Consider the following 15,111-nt stretch of genomic DNA (forward strand, 5'->3'; position numbering starts at 1 on the left):
CGAATTACCCGGGTGCGTGCTGGGGGGTGGCAATTTCTCGCCTCTCGGCGAGCCAGCTAAGCATGTGTTCAAGCGGCAGAGGCCGGCTCAGCAGGTAGCCCTGAATCATATCGCACCCCATCCCTTTGAGTAGGTTCGCAGTAGCCTCGTCTTCCACCCCCTCGGCGACAACCTGGTAGCCGAGGCTGTGACACATATCTATGGTGGTCTGCACAATAACTCGGTCTTCCTCTTCGGTGGCTAGGTCCGTGATAAGCGAACGGTCGATTTTGATTTCGCTGGCGGGCAGCTGCTTGATATAGGAAAGCGACGAGTAACCCGACCCGAAATCGTCAATAGACACCGGAATGCCCGCGTTTGCCAGTGAGTTAAGCGTTTTCAGAGCATTGACTGGGTCCTGCATCATCGACGTTTCGGTCACTTCAAAGATGATAGCGCCTTCATGCCGAGGGTGAGCACTCATCAGCCGTTTAACGAAAAGCGGGAAATCCGGCTCTCTGAGGTTGTTGGGCGAGATATTCACTGAGAGATCAAGGTGATGGCCGTTCTCGAGAAGACGGTTGCGGAGTTGCAGAGATTGCTCCAGCACCCAGCGGGTCAGTGGTTTGATTAGTCCTGTTTGCTCAGCGAGCATGATAATTTCATCTGCTTGAACGGGCTGCTCTCTGCCTGGCCATCGAATGAGAGCCTCTAAACCAGTAATTCGCCCCGTTCTTAAATCCAGTTTTGGCTGCAAGTAGAGCGCTAACTCGTCATTTGCAAGTGCCTGCTGCAGCTCTGAAACCATCGTAAGTTTGCCAGCGCTGTATGAGTCCCTAGATGGCTTGTAGTAAGCAATTCCGCGCTCATGGGCTCGGTCCGAGCTTTCTGCTATAGAGGCTCTGCGGATCAGTGAGATGGCATCTGTGCCATGAATCGGTGAGACGGCAACGCCAAGCTGGGCGTTTAGCGGGATTTGCATGCCAAGATAATCAACTGGGCTGCGGATAGCTTCCAGGGCACGTATCGCAGACCTAGGTGCGTTTTCTGAAATGCTTGCATCCACCACGCAGGCAAAGGTCTCTGGGTCGAGAGAGGCTACGAAGAAGTTGCATCCATTATGTTGCCCCTGAGAAAGGATGCCTGGAAGCTCGCGAATGGCGGCGTTCAGGTTCTTTGAGGTCAGCTCCAGTATGCGGTGCATGGCGAATCAGGTCGTTCACGTGCATTTCAAAGTTGGTGCGGTTGGGCAGCCCCGTAAGCGGGTTATGCAGAGAATTCTCAATCAACTTGAGTTCGGCTGAGCGCCTGGCAGCCATGGCTGCTAGCTCCGCCTCACGGGCCTCCACCTTGTCTTGACGCTCCTGATATAGCCTCGCCGCCAGAGCCAGGGTAAGTAAGATCGCCTCAAACGAAGACCCGATCTCCATGCCGTAGGTGGTTATGAAATTGTTTGGCAGTAATCCGTACTTGTTGGCTGCGGTAATGGCGCTGCCAAGGGATAACGCACCCCATGCCAAGGTGTAGTACCCAGCCTGGGGGTTGCCTCGTGCCCACTGCAGCGGGCCGATCAGAGTAAGCAACAAGGTGCTCGGAATGGCGAGAGCGACCGCTAGCCGGATGGCGCTGCTGTAGTCGAGGAAGCCGATGATTACTATCATGGCCGCGTTCATGGCCGCGAAGCCAAGTACTATACGGTTGAGGGCCGGCTCGGTTTGTTTGAGCCTGAGAAAGGAGCGCGAGAACAGTAGGGTAAACATAACGGCGAAAGGCACGGTGAGCCGTGCCGCCCAGCTATGCAACTCAGGACTTCCTGGCCAGATCAGCTGAAATGCAGTGCCGTTCAGATTGCCAACCAATAAAAGGTAACCCAGCGTCGAGAGTACGTATAGGAGATAGACCTGCTCGCGGAGAGCGATAAAAACACACAGATTAAAAAAGATAACGCTGATTAAAATGCCGTAATAGATGGCATGAAGTTGTTCTTCGACGGATGCGTGCTCAAAAAATGTCTGAGTGTTCCAAAGCGCCATAGGCACCTGCAAGGTGCCTTGGGTGTGAATTTCCAGAAGAATCTGCCGGTCAGCTCTGGCGTTCGCGCTGAACGGGAACAGAAAATGGCGGTTAAGAATCGGGCGTTGGGCAAACGGGTAGCGATCCCCGGTCGTGATTGTCTCGGTAACCTCCCCGTTTTCAGTAAGATAAAACGCGATGTGATCCAGGTGGGCGTAGGCAACTTCAAGCATGTCAATCTTGCTGTTGGCGGGAGCGTCGAAACGGAACCAGACAGTATCCTGGGTGTAGCCAAAGTTCGGGCTGCTGTTCTCCAGAGGCTGCCAGTCACCGGAGTTTGAAGCTTCGTTCAGAGAGAGCTGAGTGCCAGGCGCCAGGCGTAAGAACTCGACACTAGGAAAGCGCAACGACTCAGCACCCTGACAGGTAAACGCCAAGGGCAGAAGCAATATCAGCACTGTTAGAACGCGAGACCATTGGAGCCTTGTCACGATTCCCCGCTTATAATCATTATTGTCTGACGCAGTATGGTGCGTAGTTAATTACGACTCAAGCTGCACTCAGGTCAATGCCGCAGTTATCCATTCCCGCGCCCAAGGCAAAGCTTCATTTTCAGGCTCCAGGGTTTCCAGCGCATCAATGCGCAAGGTTTTCCCAACTTTACGGGCGGAGGTTTCATGAAGCGCTTCTTCCATAAGCTCGCCGGCACCGCAAAAAGTATCTCCGTAGGAACTGTCCCCTAGAACAATAACGCCAAAAGGCCGGCCCGCTTGCTGTGGTAGCTGCTCGCGCAAAGCGATATAAAAAGGCAGCAGGTTGGAGGGAACCTCCCCTTGGCCAGTTGTTGATGTGCAGACCAGCAATGGCGCCGCGTCGGACGTAATATCGTCAAGCACCGGGTTCTCCAGAACGGATACTGAGTAGCCTTCCGTATCCAGCGCCTGCTTGATAGCTTTGGCGGTCATAAGCGCGCCACCGTATACGCTGCCTACCAGAATTCGAATGTGAGTCATGAAGTTACCTGTTTACTCCTGGATTCAAGTAATAAGTGCAGCACCGCTCGTATCCAAGCCTCCTGAGTATTCGCCCCAGAAAACTTCTGCCGGTGTGCGATAACCCAGCCGTTTTCGTGGTCGGTTATTCAGTCTGTTCACCGCTTGCCTGGTTGCCTTTCTGGACACCTTGGCGAAGTCAGTGCCTTTCGGAAAGTATTGCCTCAATAGGCCATTCGTATTCTCGTTGGAGCCACGCTGACTGGACCGGTAAGGGTCACAGAAATACGACGTCAGCGACAACGCTTTGCTAAATGTTTGGTGGTCCGAAAATTCAGAACCGTTGTCCAGTGTCATCGTCTGTACGGCCCCTCTGATCGGCCTTAACTCACGGATGATGACATCTGTAACTAAGTGGGCTTTCAGCTTCGGCACACAGCCTGCGAGCAGGTAGCCGGACCGTCTTTCAACCAGAGTGACCGCGCCTGAATTCTTATGCCCGTGAAGGATTGTATCTCCTTCCCAGTGGCCTATATGCAGGCGATCATCGACGGCTTTAGGGCGGCACTCAATGCCTACGCGATTCGGGATCTTGCCTAACCCGGCTCGCTTGGCAAGATGGCGCTGATAACGTCTCTGGTAAGGCAAGCGACAATACCTCCAGAGGTCGCCACCTGCTATTTTGTCCCGGTAAATCAGATTGTAAATCCACTGATGGCTGACTTGGATACTGCCAACTCGCCTCATAAAACCGGCTATCTGATCAGGACTCCATTCACTCTGAATCTGCTTGGCCACCCAATCTATCAATGAGGGCGCTCGTTTATGAGATTTGCGAGCTCCTTTGCGCCGATGTATGGACAAACGACTGGCTTCCATCGGCTCGTATTCAGTCAGGCTTCGATTACGACGTAGCTCCCGACTGATGGTCGAGCTGTGGCAGTTGATCTCCCGGGCTATTTTCCGCTGGCTCCAGCCTACTCTCAAGAAGGCCGAAATCTGGTATCGTTGTGCCTGGGTCAGTTGTCGGTATCCCATGATTCTCTTCACTTTGGTAGGTAAAGCGAATGAGGGTACCGGCAACGGCCCTCCTACCTCTACCTGTTCATCCAAAGTGCTGCACTTATTCTATGAATCCAAGCTGCAAAAGCGAATAACCGAGTTTTTCGTAGCGTGGGATGATAACGGCCAGAGTAGGCGGTCTCAAGCGGTTGGCTCGCTTTGAATATCTGGCTTTTGGCTGCGTACTCGGGGCGCAATCCGGTTACGGCCGGCCTCTTTTGCTCTGTAAAGCTGCACGTCTGCTTGCTTGAGCAGATTGTCGATGGAGTCGGCCTGAGCAATGGAGCAGACGCCCGCACTCATTGTTATAGGCAAACTCTGCCCGTGAAAACTGAAGCTATTTTGCGCCACTTCACGGCGCAAACGCTCGGCCAGCGTCAGGGCTGGAATCAATGAGGTGTCTGGTAACAGCAACAAAAACTCCTCGCCACCCCAGCGTGCGGCCACATCAGGTTGGCGGATGACGGATTGTACTAGATTGGCGAACTGCTTCAGGGCCTCATCGCCTGCGTTGTGGCCGTATTGATCGTTAATGTTTTTGAACAGATCCAGATCGATCAGGACAATGGAAAAGTGGTGCCCAGAGCGCTGGTATCGTGAAAACTCTTCCGACAACCGATTGAGGATGTCCCGCCGATTGGAAAGGCTGGTGAGCTCATCGGTTTTGGCAGCGTGCTCATGGGTTAGGGCCAGATCCAGTAGCTCGTTACGAGCTTTCAGCCTGCTTGCTTCCAGGATAAAGCAGAAAATTGATTCAAAAGTCAGGGTGGCAAAAAAACGGATTTTGAAGTCAAGGTCGTATTCTGCGATCACGAAGGGCAGATTGGGGAACTGGAATACAATAACAGCCACCAGAAAAACCAGCAGCAGCAGCATAGTGCCGGTTTTCAGGTTGGTCAGAAAAAACAGCAGGGGCGGGAATATATAAAACCAGAGAGGGCCGGTATTACTTTCACCGCCGGAGGCAATCAGGTAGGTCAAAAGCACGCTGGCAATAAGCAGCAGCCCCACTTTTTGCGTATTACGATTACCGGTTGCTGCAAACCAGGCCATGCTTGCCAGCAATGGAACGATAAATGCTGAGAGAGCCAAGGCATGATGCGTATGGCCGGAATACCAAGCTTTGGAGGCAATGCCTATAAGAAACAGAATCGCAGCCAGGGACAACCATGTCAGTATGCGTGAAACTTGGACATCTTCACGTTCGCGTGTAGCTTGGTAGCCTGAGGTTGAATCTCTGGTCATAGTGGCCCTGTCTGAATACGCGGCGCTATTGTTTGGCACTTTTGCTTATTGTGAATCAGATAATGGTAGGTATGCATCCATTGCAAGTGTATTGTGTGACCGCATCGCGCGAACGCACATTTGTTTCAATTCAAGGGCAAAAAATTTATAGTTGCGCGCAATACAGCGGTTCGTTCTCCACTCAGACCAAATGAGACCTATTCTGTTATGGCCCGTTCAAGCGGATTCCTAGACACCCTTCTTACCAGCAACTCTACAGAACGATACCGAATCGGGTTCAGCCTGTTGTTTTTGCTGGGAGTTTGGTTGGTTGTAGGCGCCTTCACTGAGGGCATGCCTAACAGTACGCTGCTAATGGCTGCTGCAGTCATCGGCGGCTATATGGCCATCAATATAGGCGCTAATGACGTTGCGAACAACGTCGGCCCTGCTGTTGGCTCCGGAGCCTTGACTCTGGGGGCCGCTGTTATTCTCGCCGGTGTCTTTGAGTCTGCCGGTGCACTGATTGCCGGTGGTGATGTGGTCTCCACCATCAAAGGGGGCATTATTGACCCCACAAGCCTGGAAGATGGCCGAGCCTTTGTTTGGCTGATGACTGCGGCACTGCTTGCGGGCGCACTCTGGCTTAACCTGGCGACTTGGATGGGCGCGCCGGTATCCACCACGCATTCCATTGTGGGTGGCGTACTTGGGGCTGGCATCGCGGCTGGTGGCTGGGGTATCGCAGACTGGGCGGTTATGGGCAAGATTGCCGCAAGCTGGGTTATCTCTCCGGTGCTTGGTGGAGCCTTGGCGGCTCTACTGCTATTCATCGTTAACAAGACCGTGTTGTATAGGAAAGACGTGATACCTGCGGCCCGCACTTTCGTGCCATGGCTTGTGGCCATTATGGCTTGGGCGTTCGGCACTTACCTGATGATCAAAGGCGTCAAAAAGATTGTTCAGGTAGACTTTCTAGAAGCCTCCCTCGTTGGGCTAGTTGCAGCCGTGATTGCATTTTTTATAGTGCGTACCCTGGTCGCGCGCCGGGCAGCCACTATGGAGAATAGCGTCGGTGGAGTGAATGCCCTGTTTGCTTGGCCCCTGATATTCGCTGCCGCACTGCTGAGTTTTGCCCATGGTGCTAACGACGTAGCCAATGCCATCGGCCCGCTTGCAGCTATTAACGATGCCCTAACTAGCGGTGAAGTAGTCACTTCTTCCAGTATCCCTTTGTGGGTCATGATGATCGGCGCCTTGGGCCTGACCGTCGGCCTTATGCTGTTTGGCCCGCGTCTGATCAAAACTGTGGGTAGTGAGATTACCGAGCTGGATAAAACCCGAGCGTTCTGTATCGCTCTCTCGGCGGCCCTAACGGTTATTCTTGCGTCGCAGTTGGGTTTGCCTGTGAGCTCCACACACATAGCCATTGGCGGTGTGTTCGGCGTTGGCTTCCTGCGTGAATACCTGAAGTCTAATTACGCGACCCAGTTGCACAAGATTATGGAGGAGCGTGACGCGGACGATCAGGAGCTCCTTAAGCCTTTCTTGGATGATTTCCGCAATGCGTCGGTTGAGGAAATGGAAAAGCTCTTGAAGCGAGCTAAAAAGAAGAAGCACGTGCCTCTGACCAAATCAGACCGTAAGCGGCTTAAGAAAATCTACAAAGAAGAAATGGTTAAGCGATCGCACCTGGTGCGTATAGGGGCAGCCTGGATTATTACAGTGCCGGCTTCGGCGTGCATGGCGGCGGTTCTGTTTTTCACCCTGCGCGGGCTCTTCGTCTAACGCGTTGGCTGGTTGTAACGCGCGGGTTTGGTCATACTGTGCGTCTGCCGAGGGAGTGCACTGCTCCCAGAGAATTCATTTGTCCGGAGGGTGAGGTATGGGTACACCGAATGAAAGCCGTCAGGCTAGGGTGATTAATGAACTGCGAGTGTTCATTAAGAAGGTGCTAAGCGACCCAACGATTGCGGTTAAGTCTGTAGACATCGCCCGCAAGTTTCGTTCAGAGGCCGATTCTGACGAACTGATTGCCCGGGAGATCAGCTCTAACACCACCATTCGTATTCCGGAAAAGTGGAGCGAAGCGGATCGCATGTTCTTAGATATCATCCACGAAGTGCTGGATGACGAAGAGGCGCTTTACTGAGTTTGGTGTTCAGTGGAGCGAGCGGGACGGGGCCGGTTTCAGAAACACGCTGTGAATACCTCCCTGTACGCTCGGCTCCGCCATCCATGGCTCCGCACGGTTTCTGAAACCGGCCCCGTCCCGCTCACCGGAATTTTGTGAGCTGTCTACCCTAAGCTTGTATTTGCCCCTGCTGATGCTGCTTTAACACGGCATCTGTCATTTCATGCAGTATTCTGATTTCGTCCTGAATATCTTCTTCCGTAGCAAGCTCACCTTGCTCTTCTAGAATGTCCGCTAGGATTTTTGGCGTAGTCAGCGGGTTCGCGAGAACAACCCGGAAGACAATGCACGGGAAATTGTAGTAGCGGGCGGGTTCCAGCCGGGTTCTTGAGACAAACGCCTTGCCGCGTTCCCGCTGGGTTTTCTGGATGAACTTGGTGATCGTGTTTAAGCAGGCGTTGAGTTTTTCCGCCTGCAGCGGGTCGGCGAAAGCCAGAGCCTGCTGCACATTCTTCGGGCAGTAACGATAGGTGAGAATGTTTAGCTCGGGCCGGGTTATTAGCTCAAAATCAGGCTTCGCTTCTATCATCTCGGCGAAGGTTGCCGCTTTTTCGATGCCCTGATCAATCAGTATTTCGTAGCCTTCTCGGGCCAGTATTTTCAGGCCTGAATGAATCAGCATGGACATGCCGGGGCGTGAGCCTTCCAGCGTAGTGGTGCCCAGGTCGCGGGAGCCTTTTCGGATAATGTATTGGGCGTGGTGCTCAACGGCATTGGCCAAGCTTGGATCTTTGAACACAACCAATCCAACGCCCATGGGCACGTACAGCTGTTTGTGGGCATCGAAGGTGACTGAGTCTGCCTTCTCTATGCCGCGCAATAGGTGGCGGTAGGTTCTGGAAAACAGTGTAGGCCCGCCCCACGCGGCGTCTACGTGGAAGTGGGCGCCGAATTCACGGGCGATATCTGCCATGGCGTCTAACGGGTCTACGTTGCCGGTCTCCGTAGTGCCCGCCACGCCGCAGATTGCCATAATCTTGATTTTTTGTTTCTGCAGTTCCAGGCATTTATCGCGCAGGGCGTCGGTATTAATTTTATTGTCGTCCTCGGTATCTACTGCCACAAGCGCGTCGCGGCCTAAACCTAGTACATCGGCTGCCTTGCTAAGGGAATAGTGTCCTCGGCGTGATACCACGATAGCTGCACCTTCGTAGCCGTAGTATTTAAGGGCACGGAACAGGCCTTCTTGATGTAGGCCGCGGAAGCTACCTTCCGCCGGGAATGCACGGTTACGGGCAACCCAGAGTGCGGTCAGGTTGGCGACTGTGCCGCCGGAACACATGGCCCCAAGGGCGTGGCGGGGGTCGTGCATCCACTTTCGGTAAAAAGCGCCGTCTTCTTCGTACACCAATCGGTGAATCATGCCCAAAACCTGTCGCTCCATGGGTGTGAAGGCTTTGGAGGTTTCGGTTTTCACCAGGTTTTGGTTCAGGGCGATCATGATTTTGGACAGCGGCAGCATAAAATAGGGCAGCGCTGAGGTCATGTGGCCGATAAAGGCTGGTGAGGCAGTGTGAACGGAGTTGGCCACCAGTTTGTCGAGCAGAAATTGAGCTTGCTCGGAAACAAACACGGGTTTTTCTGGGATGGCGTAGTCGGAGAAGTTTTTCTCGACGTCTGCAAGATCCCGTTCAACCGCAACGATATGATCCTGCAGGAAGCCTGCAAGATTGCGGGAAATGTTTTGGTCAATCCGACTGAGCGTAGATTCCGGTGCCTCGGGCACGGTGAACACGCGGTACATGGCTTCGATGGAAGCTTGGGCGGATTTTTTCTTTCCGGTCATAGATACCACACACTATCAGTGGTCATCCGCAGGGCCGGTTCCGGATGCCCGACGGATACAGCCGGGATCTGATTCCGGCATTGGTTACTTGAAACCTGTCGCTTACAGGCACACTGGCATCCCTGAGGTCGCGTAGTATACGGGCTGATGTAGTGTAGTGCCACAGGGCGTTGTTAGAGAATTTCTCGATGAATATCGAGTATAGCGGCATCGACCCGTTCTTGAATGGCTTTCTCTACTTGGTCGAGGCGTTGGGTGATTTGCTGCGAGGAGGTGCCTAGGGCGGCGACTGTCCAAGTGGCGCAGTCTAGGGCTTCCAGATCGGCGGTTTCTGCGATGGCCAGGTCGGGTTCTTTGCCCCATACGGAGCGCAGGGTTGTGAAGACTTTGCGCTTGGCTTTGAGGTCTTCGCAGCCGTAAAGCTGGAAGTGCAGGGTCAATACGCCTACGTGCGGTGTAATCGCGGTGTGTTGGGGCACATTGCCTTCTTTGAGCAGTTTTCTGAGGGCTTCAGACATATGACTCCGTGCAGGAGCATATGGGGCTGCGCCCCACATGCTCCCCAACTCTAGTGATAGATTAAGGTTCTACTTAGCCTACTATAGGCGTTGCGCGCTTGATAATGGCTGCGGCGTCGATGCCGGAGGGCAAGTTGCCATAGTTCATGCCGCCATTAGATTGTAGTCGGGAGGCGCAGAAGGCGTCTGCCACGGCTTTGTCGGCGTTGCGTAGCAGCAGGGATGCCTGCATGACCAAGGCCATTCTGTCGACCAGGTTTCGCGCTCGGTATTGCAAATCGCTGATGTCGGCAAAGTCGTTTTGCAGTTGCGCGAGGAACTGATCAAAACGGCGGTCGGCGCCTTTTGCTTTGGCGGCTTCACGGAAGAAGGCGTCTAGAGTTTCAGGCTCTTTGTGGATGGCGCGCAGGGTGTCTAGGCATTGGACGTTGCCGCTGCCTTCCCAGATGGCGTTCACGGGAGATTCCCGGAACAGGCGGGGCATGATGCAGTCTTCCATTACGCCGCTGCCGCCGATGCATTCCATAGATTCGTAAGCGTGATTGGGTGCGCGTTTGCAGATCCAGTATTTGCCTACGGGTGTGGCCAGGCGGGCCAGCAGGCGTTCGTGCTCTTGGTCTTGATTGTCCAAAGCGCGGGCGATTCGCATGGTGTAGGCGAGGGCGGCTTCGTTTTCCAGAACCAGGTCGGCCAGTACGTTCTGCATAAGGGGCTGGTCGCTGAGCCGGTTGCCGAAGGCGCTGCGGTGGCGGCAGTGGTGTGTGGCCTGAGCTACAGCCTGACGCATGCCGGCGGAGCTGCCGATCATGCAGTCGAAGCGGGTCATGGCGACCATTTCTATGATGGTGGGTACGCCACGGCCTTCTTCACCGATCATCCAAGCCAGTGCGCCGCGCAGCTCTACTTCGCTGGAGGCGTTGGCTACGTTGCCCATTTTGTTTTTCAGGCGCTGTACCTGCCATGGGTTTTTGGTGCCGTCTGGGCGCCAGCGTGGCATCAGGAAGCAAGACAGCCCGCCGGGTGCTTGGGCCAGTACCAGAAAGGCGTCGCACATGGGGGCGGAGACAAACCATTTGTGGCCGACCAGTTCATAAGCTTGGCCGGGGCCATTGCTTCCCACGGGATAAGCCAGGGTGCTGTTGGCGCGTACATCGCTGCCACCCTGTTTTTCAGTCATCGCCATACCGATGGTGACTGAGCTCTTTTGGCTATCGGGGACGTTGCGGGAGTCGTAGCTGTTGGCCAGTACCCGGGATTCCCAGAGCGCTGCCAGTTCCGGTTGTTTGCGAATGGTTGGAATGGCAGCAAAGGTCATGGTGACAGGGCAGCAGTGTGCAGCTTCCACTTGGGAGTGCATGTAGTATTTAGCCGCGCGGGTTACGTGTGCGCCTTTGCCTGGGTTCGTCCAGGGGCTGCTGTGCAGGCCGTTTTCAAAGGCGATGCGCATCAGTTCGTGGTACGAGGGATGAAAGTCCACTTCGTCGATGCGATGGCCGTAGCGATCGTGGCTATTAAAAGCGGGTTTGTTGTTATTGGCGCGAAAGCCCAGATCGATGGTTGCTGCGGCGCCGGCAAAGGCACCGAAGGCTTTCAGGTCGCTTTCTGCTTTGCCGGCGCCTTCGCGCTTTACGGCTTCCTGCAGCGCAATATCCTGTTCATACAGGTTGTAGTTTTCCAGCGTAGGCGGCTGGTTGACGACTTCGTGGGTGACCGCTAAGTAACGATCACCAAGTTTCTCTGTGGACATTCCGGGTTGGGGCTGCGGTGCGTTCATTGCTACCTCCTCGTGCCGGTCAACCCCTGTATGCAAAAGCGGATGATGGTGTCGACCAGCGGGTCGTTGTTATCAGTTTCAGTTGCGGTTGCCTGTTCGGACTGGGTCGGTGACAACGGGCCGACCAGGCTTTCCGCGATAGCGCCGACCAGGCAGGTGCTGCTCTGGCGTGCGTTGTGATCCGGAATGCACCCTTCTTCGATGCCCTCCAAAATCGCTTGTTCAAACAAGTTGGCATAGGCTTTTCTGTATGCCAGCCGTTCCACTTCCACTTTTGGGTCTACCGGCTCAGCAATGAGCGACCAAGCCATTACAGAGCCGCTCAATGCTCGCTTGGCAAACTGCCGTAATGCTTTTTCCAGTCGCACCGTCGCGTTTCCCGGTACTGCCAGAGCTTCTGCCACCTTGTCCACTTCGCGCTGTGTGGCCAGGCGAAATATTTCGGCAAACAAGTCCTCTTTTGACTCGTAATGGCGATAGATCGTTCCCGTGGCTACGCCCGCAAGTTGTGCAATGCGAGTAATTTTTGCATTGCGAAATCCACCTTCGGCAACGCATTGATAAGCGCATTCCGCGATTCGCTGGCGCGCCGCCGCTTTGCGCAGGCGCATTTTCTCTGTTTCACGATAAGCCATCCCGGCCCTCACAATTATTGAATCATTATTCATTCTTTGCGTCAACACAAACACTTCTTTAGTATTTGTATTTTGCCATTTAAATTCAGAAAGTTATAAACAGTTACAAAATGTTACAAAAAATACATCGGTTGTAAATAGCGCTGCAGTGAAAAGCAGATTATAAAGACGCCAAGACTGCTGCAGTAGTAGCGGCTGGTCGAGGCGGAGTGCGGCGCCCAGTAGGGTGGTACGGCACTTGTAACGCTGTTTTCGTTGAACGAGAAAATCATGAGTGAACTCGACGAGAGCAACCTGAAACAATCCGGGAGCTGGGGCAACGAAAGCGACGATGCCCATTCAATCGCAGGCCGGGCCCGGGTGCGCGCGCAGCTACAGCAAGATATTGAGGCGTTCCTGAGCCAAGGTGGCAGAATCCAGGAAGTTGAGACATCTTTCCGTGCTGATTCGCCGCGCAAGGTGGAAGCAGATTTTAACAACCGCGCACACTGAACATTGTCTTTACAGGCCGGGGTTGCAATCCCCGGCCTGTTTTTGCGGTTCGTCTCGGTAAAGCGCTCAGGTTCTGTCTATTATTGTCCATGCAGCGCGTCTCACTCTCTGTTTTCGAGACTGCGGTCAAGCCACCGATACGCCGGATCTGCCCGTTATTATGAAATCTGTCTCCAGACTCTACTTTGCTGTACCTGTGATCATAGCCGTTGTGATTGCACTCTGGCTGCTTGCCGATAGTTCTCAGGATCAACCCGCTTCTACCCGTGCGCCTGAGCGCGCTGCAGATGCAACCCCGGATGACACCAACTTGGCAGAAGCGCGCCAGCAAACGCCTTCAAAACTGGTTGATGGTTCTTCTGGTCGCAATATACCGCAGGGGCACCCCTCATCTTTGGTGGGTACTTCCGAACCGAGTGGATGGGCAAAAACGGATCGTTTGGGCAACTTGATCCCTACCGACGAGTTACGGCAGTTGTTTGAGTACTATCTGTCTGCTCTGGGTGAGGAAACACTGCCGCAACTGGTGGCCAGAATTCGTCGTGCACTCTCCGCACTGGAAGAACCTGCAAGAGAGCAGGCGCTTGATACCCTTGGTCGATACTTGGATTACAAGCTTGCGTTGTCGGATTTGGAGGCAGCTTATGGCGATGTAGGCGCATCAGGGCCGAGTGAGATAGAGCGCCGAATGGCAGAAGTTCACGCGCTGCGTAGAACATGGATGGACGCGGACACAGCCGAGGCCTTTTTTGCCGACGACGAAGCGATAGATCGTCATCAACTTAAAAAGCTGAGCATTGACAGGGACAAGAGCCTCACTGAACAACAGCGCGAAGAAGCCCTTGCTGAGGCCGAAATGGCTTTGCCTGAGCCCGTGCGACAGGCGAGGCAGGAAACTCGCAAATTTTCCCGGTATGAGCAGGCTCGTGAGACGTTGGACAATGATCCTGAGGCTTTGCGCGCTTGGCGCCAGAAAGAGTTTGGCGTAGAGGCCGCCGAAAGGTTGGAGAGCTTGGATACAGAACAAAAGGACTGGAGCCGGCGCTGGCAGTCTTATGCAAATGAGCGTGATGCTCTGAGTGCATCGGGGCTGGCAGAGCCTGAGCGCGATGAGAGCTTGAGCCGGCTGCGTGAGAAGTATTTTAGTGAATCTGAACGTATCCGGGCCCAAGCGCTAGATTCGATTCAGTAGCCAGTAGCCAGTAGCCAGTAGCCAGTAGCCAGTAGCCAGTAGCCTAGCCTCGGGAAAAGCCCAGCCGCGGTCTGCAACTGGCGGCCCGGGGGGTGTATGATGGTGCAAACGGTGCCGCCAAGGCGCCGGGATTTCTGATCCAACTCTTTGCCGTGTCATTCAGGAGGTTTTCTGTGCCGCTATCGACACCCCGTGTTTTCCCCACTACTCGCCTAAGACGCAATCGGGCCAGCGATTTTTCCCGCCGGCTGGTGAAAGAAAACCAGCTGACGCCGGATAACCTGATCTACCCGGTTTTTATCCTTGAAGGGGAAGGGCAGCGTGAGCCGGTGCCATCCATGCTGGGCGTGGATCGTCTGAGTATTGATTTGTTGGTTGAGCAGGCGGCTGAGTTGGTGGAGCTGGGCATTCCCGCAATAGCACTGTTCCCCGTGGTTTCGGCGGAGAAAAAGAACGTGTCTGGCTCCGGTGCTTGGGATGCTGATGGGCTGGCGCAACGTGCCGTCCGGGCACTCAAACAAGCTTACCCTGAGCTCGGAGTAATCACCGATGTGGCACTGGATCCGTTCACCACCCATGGCCAAGATGGCATCATTGATAACGATGGCTATGTTCTGAACGATGTCACCGTAGAAGCGTTGGTGAATCAGGCGCTATCCCACGCAGACGCAGGGGCCGATATCGTTGCACCCTCAGACATGATGGACGGTCGTGTTGCCGCCTTGCGTGAAGCGCTGGAGTCTGCAGGGCATGTAAATACCCGCATACTGGCCTATTCTGCGAAGTATGCATCTGGTTACTATGGGCCTTTCAGAGACGCCGTCGGCTCTGCCGGAAATTTAGGCAAGGGTAGCAAAGAGACCTATCAGATGGATCCGGCCAACAGCAACGAGGCAATCCAAGAAGTGATGATGGATCTGGCCGAGGGCGCCGATATGGTGATGATCAAGCCCGGCATGCCGTATCTGGATATCGTGCACAGAGTGAAAACCGAGTTGCAGGTGCCAACATTTGTGTACCAAGTCAGTGGAGAGTACGCCATGCACATGGCTGCGGAGCAAAATGGCTGGCTTGATGGTGATACGGTAATGATGGAAAGCCTAATGTCCATGCGCCGTGCCGGTGCGGACGGAATTCTGACCTACTTCGCCGTGCGCGCAGCACGCCTGATGCGGGACCAGCGGCGCTGAAGCCGTTGGCGGACTATCCGCCGCCAGGAAGTGGCCGGCGGTAAACCAGACAGGAACTGA

14 protein-coding genes are annotated in these 15,111 nt (G+C 54.4%); 5 read left to right on the forward strand and 9 right to left on the reverse strand.

What is annotated here, in order from left to right:
- Positions 1-4: 4 nt before the first annotated feature.
- The 5 genes from CPH80_RS22695 to CPH80_RS17105 all read right to left on the reverse strand — a co-directional run bounded on the left by CPH80_RS22695 (position 5) and on the right by CPH80_RS17105 (position 5,291).
- Positions 5-1,183, reverse strand: a complete 1,179-nt coding sequence (locus CPH80_RS22695) for a putative bifunctional diguanylate cyclase/phosphodiesterase (RefSeq protein ID WP_227520231.1) — start codon at positions 1,181-1,183, stop codon at positions 5-7.
- A complete protein-coding gene (locus CPH80_RS22700; protein WP_227520232.1) occupies positions 1,098-2,483 on the reverse strand; it encodes a 7TM diverse intracellular signaling domain-containing protein in 1,386 nt (461 codons plus the stop codon). Before CPH80_RS22700 ends, CPH80_RS22695 begins: the two co-directional genes overlap by 86 nt.
- Positions 2,484-2,552: 69 nt before the next feature.
- Positions 2,553-3,005 (reverse strand): flavodoxin domain-containing protein, encoded by a 453-nt coding sequence (locus CPH80_RS17095; RefSeq protein WP_096279712.1) that lies wholly within the window; start codon positions 3,003-3,005, stop codon positions 2,553-2,555.
- 24 nt (positions 3,006-3,029) lie between these two features.
- Positions 3,030-4,022, reverse strand: a complete 993-nt coding sequence (locus tag CPH80_RS17100; protein WP_096281730.1) for an IS30 family transposase — start codon at positions 4,020-4,022, stop codon at positions 3,030-3,032.
- A gap of 165 nt (positions 4,023-4,187) precedes the next feature.
- On the reverse strand, positions 4,188-5,291 hold the full coding sequence (locus CPH80_RS17105) for a GGDEF domain-containing protein (protein WP_096279714.1): 1,104 nt from the start codon (positions 5,289-5,291) through the stop codon (positions 4,188-4,190).
- A 207-nt stretch (positions 5,292-5,498) separates the two neighbouring features.
- Between CPH80_RS17105 and CPH80_RS17110 the strand changes: the two genes are divergently transcribed.
- Both CPH80_RS17110 and CPH80_RS17115 read left to right on the forward strand, forming a co-directional pair.
- Positions 5,499-7,058: an inorganic phosphate transporter gene (locus CPH80_RS17110; RefSeq protein ID WP_096279716.1), complete on the forward strand. Its 1,560-nt coding sequence runs from the start codon at positions 5,499-5,501 to the stop codon at positions 7,056-7,058.
- 97 nt (positions 7,059-7,155) lie between these two features.
- On the forward strand, positions 7,156-7,422 hold the full coding sequence (locus CPH80_RS17115; RefSeq protein ID WP_096279718.1) for a hypothetical protein: 267 nt from the start codon (positions 7,156-7,158) through the stop codon (positions 7,420-7,422).
- Positions 7,423-7,573: 151 nt separating this feature from the next.
- On the opposite strand, the gene panP is transcribed toward CPH80_RS17115, so the two are convergent.
- The 4 genes from panP to CPH80_RS17135 form a co-directional block, all read right to left on the reverse strand.
- Positions 7,574-9,250, reverse strand: coding sequence for a pyridoxal-dependent aspartate 1-decarboxylase PanP (panP, locus tag CPH80_RS17120; protein ID WP_096279720.1), 1,677 nt, complete (start codon positions 9,248-9,250; stop codon positions 7,574-7,576).
- A 173-nt stretch (positions 9,251-9,423) separates the two neighbouring features.
- Positions 9,424-9,768, reverse strand: a complete 345-nt coding sequence (locus tag CPH80_RS17125) for a DUF503 domain-containing protein (protein ID WP_096279722.1) — start codon at positions 9,766-9,768, stop codon at positions 9,424-9,426.
- Positions 9,769-9,841: 73 nt separating this feature from the next.
- On the reverse strand, positions 9,842-11,542 hold the full coding sequence (locus CPH80_RS17130) for an acyl-CoA dehydrogenase family protein (RefSeq protein WP_172898616.1): 1,701 nt from the start codon (positions 11,540-11,542) through the stop codon (positions 9,842-9,844).
- A gap of 2 nt (positions 11,543-11,544) precedes the next feature.
- Entirely contained in the window at positions 11,545-12,177 is a 633-nt protein-coding gene (locus CPH80_RS17135) for a TetR/AcrR family transcriptional regulator (RefSeq protein ID WP_096279724.1), read from the reverse strand.
- 270 nt (positions 12,178-12,447) lie between these two features.
- On the opposite strand from CPH80_RS17135, the gene CPH80_RS17140 reads away from it, so the two are divergent.
- The 3 genes from CPH80_RS17140 (at position 12,448) to hemB (ending at position 15,051) form a co-directional block, all read left to right on the forward strand.
- Positions 12,448-12,669, forward strand: coding sequence for a hypothetical protein (locus CPH80_RS17140; RefSeq protein WP_096279726.1), 222 nt, complete (start codon positions 12,448-12,450; stop codon positions 12,667-12,669).
- Between the two features lie 160 nt (positions 12,670-12,829).
- On the forward strand, positions 12,830-13,861 hold the full coding sequence (locus CPH80_RS17145) for a lipase secretion chaperone (RefSeq protein WP_096279728.1): 1,032 nt from the start codon (positions 12,830-12,832) through the stop codon (positions 13,859-13,861).
- 173 nt (positions 13,862-14,034) lie between these two features.
- On the forward strand, positions 14,035-15,051 hold the full coding sequence (gene hemB / locus CPH80_RS17150; RefSeq protein WP_096279730.1) for a porphobilinogen synthase: 1,017 nt from the start codon (positions 14,035-14,037) through the stop codon (positions 15,049-15,051).
- Positions 15,052-15,111: the final 60 nt, after the last annotated feature.

The sequence above is a fragment of the Marinobacter sp. LV10R510-11A genome (assembly GCF_900215155.1).
Classification (GTDB): domain Bacteria; phylum Pseudomonadota; class Gammaproteobacteria; order Pseudomonadales; family Oleiphilaceae; genus Marinobacter.